General features: G+C 34.6%; 2 protein-coding genes. Both read right to left on the reverse strand.

Annotated elements, in window-relative coordinates:
- The coding region (locus ACZOVS_RS10265; RefSeq protein ID WP_483997127.1) for a hypothetical protein at positions 1-1,811 on the reverse strand (1,811 nt) is incomplete at its 3' end.
- Positions 1,812-1,855: 44 nt separating this feature from the next.
- Positions 1,856-2,287, reverse strand: a 432-nt coding sequence (locus ACZOVS_RS10270; RefSeq protein ID WP_483997128.1) for a T9SS type A sorting domain-containing protein, incomplete at its 5' end; no start/stop codon positions are given.

Here is a 2,287-nt window from a genome sequence, read left to right on the forward strand (position 1 = left end):
TGAACATTATGAATATTTATTGCATAATTCATCGTGTCATTATTAACATTGAAATTACAGTTGGAAATTACAATGGAAGAAGAATCGACTCTTTCAGAATACGATTCAAAAGCGATTGGAGTATCTATAAAATCACAATTGTAAAAACTTATATTGTTATTTTTCAAGGTAAGTATACAATTGTTGAAAGTCACATTGTTGAAACTAAAATTGTCTGTATTGACAATTATTTCCATTTCTGCACCTTCTTCTGCCACAAATTTTACTTTCTTGCCAAACGTCATTCCTCCATCTATAATGAGCCTGCATGTATCGTTTTTTGCTATTATTGACACATTGTTCTCAAAATGAAGACCTGACAGAGTATCTATATGTATTTCTGCATCATACAAATAAAGATTTGCATTGTTCACATATAAATCAGTATTCTGTTCAACAGATAAAACATCCTCTATATGATAATTGCCTTGAACGGTATCTGTAGTGACGACTTTTCCTGTAATGCCCCTCAGACTTAACAAATCATCCTTGAACCCGCAATCGTAAATTTTATAGCCCCAATTATTAAATTGAAAATCATATTCAGATACAAACTCAATAACTTCATTTATTTCATGTAATCCATTATTATTGCCGCCGTTTTCCTGCAGATCAAAATTTATCTCCGGTTTTCCAAACAATGAATAGAAGTCCGGATTATTCCCAATACTATAAGGTGAATACCATGGCTCATTTAATGCAGGATATCCGCCTCGTAACGCCGAACACGCAAAATAGTTATATACATCCATTTTTAATAAAAGATAATCTCTAAAATAAGGTCTCAAACCATCGATACATGTAAGAATGGTTTTTCTGGAATTATTATTCATATCCAACAGTTCCTGAACAAATCCGCCTGCAAAACAACTATATAAATTTATTATCATCTGTGAACAGTTGATTCTTTCCAACATGGAAGCAAAATCATCATCGAGCAATTCGTCATTCCACAGTACAAAACTAACATCGTTAGAATATGATGGGAATGTATTATTATTACCATGAGTTGTAACAAAAACATATAATATGTCACTCTCGGTAATTATCAACGACAAATGATTGAATATTGAATCCAAATTACTGCTATTGCAGACTATTGGCAGAATGTCAGGAACAGAATCATTGTCAAGGTCCATTTTAAGATTTGAACCTGAACCCGTACTGCCATCGCAAGATAACACATAAATATTTTCCTTCATATATCCGTTTTCTATCAGACTACAATATGAATGGCTTAATGCATTCCACATAGGAGTTAAATCATGATGATCTCCTCCACAAAACAGCACGGCATATTTTCCGTCATTCACATCTGCATTCGGTGTCGGAACATACAGACTGTCAGTATTACTTGTTATATCAAGAACTGACGACAATTCATAGTCGAAAGAAATATATACATCCTCCAAAAATAAACCATATTGGTAGGGAGGCAACTGTTTTTCTACAGATATATACGAACCGTTGTTTTCATCTATAAAAACGTAAGTACATCTATGTCCCCACAAATACTGCGGCTCTTCATCTATAAAAAACATCCAGTAACTATTATACGTCACAGCAATAGAATCATAAAGACTTAAATTATAATAACTGTCTGTTTGCAGATACGGCTCCATATAGACGTTTACACTATCAATTCTGTCAGAAACCATTTCTGCAATTATGTTTTTCGCTTCCTGTTTTGTTATCTGTGCCTGCAAACCCGAAGTTGCTGTCATTGCCATTATCAACAATAACAAACCTATCCTTTTCATTTCTTTTCCCATAATCATACTTTTTTATTTTTAATATTTATGACACTTTTTATATATTACCTGCTGATTATCAATTTCCCGCTTCGACTCTTTTCTCCTATGCTTATCGTATAAAAATACATTCCACTCGGCATGTCTTCCGTCCCTATCATCATTTCCCCATCTACTTCCATCTCTACTCTCTTTATCGTTCTTCCCATCATGTCTGTTATCCTTATCTCCGGCTTTTCTTCGCTGTCCCCTTTTTCATATCTTATCTTGAACGATTCTCTTGCAGGATTCGGATATATCCTTATCTCTCCTCCCTCTGCATCTCCTTCTTCCGTTGTCAATATCTCTATGCTTCCGCATACGGCTTCCGCATTGCCTGTCGTATATACCGCCTCTACACAATAGTTTACTTCTCCTCTCACAAAACGATAGTCCTCATATTCCAGAAAATGAGGGTCCGTTATTACTGCTATCTGTTCTTCATCGGCATATATCTC

It is taken from the genome of Candidatus Limimorpha avicola (assembly GCF_056978975.1).